This is a genomic window from Paenibacillus montaniterrae, assembly GCF_018403185.1.
GTDB lineage: Bacteria > Bacillota > Bacilli > Paenibacillales > Paenibacillaceae > Pristimantibacillus > Pristimantibacillus montaniterrae.
On record NZ_BOSE01000054.1, the window covers coordinates 1 to 260 of the forward strand.

The 260-nt window shown below is 53.5% G+C and carries 1 rRNA gene; it reads left to right on the forward strand.

From position 1 onward, the window contains the following. A 23S ribosomal RNA gene (locus KJS52_RS27130) occupies positions 1–260 on the forward strand; the annotation flags it as partial.

Consider the following 260-nt stretch of genomic DNA (forward strand, 5'->3'; position numbering starts at 1 on the left):
GATTGTTTGAGCAATGGGGTGACACAGAAGGGTAGTGACGCGGACTGATGGATTGTCCGTCCAAGCAGTGAGGCTGATGTGTAGGCAAATCCGCACATCGTAAGGCTGGGCTGTGATGGGGAGTGAAATTTATAGTAGCGAAGGTCATGAGCTCCGGCTGTCAAGAAAAGCCTCTAGTGAGATCTAGGTGCCCGTACCGCAAACCGACACAGGTAGGCGAGCAGAGCATGCTAAGGCGCGCGGAAGAACTCTCGTTAAGG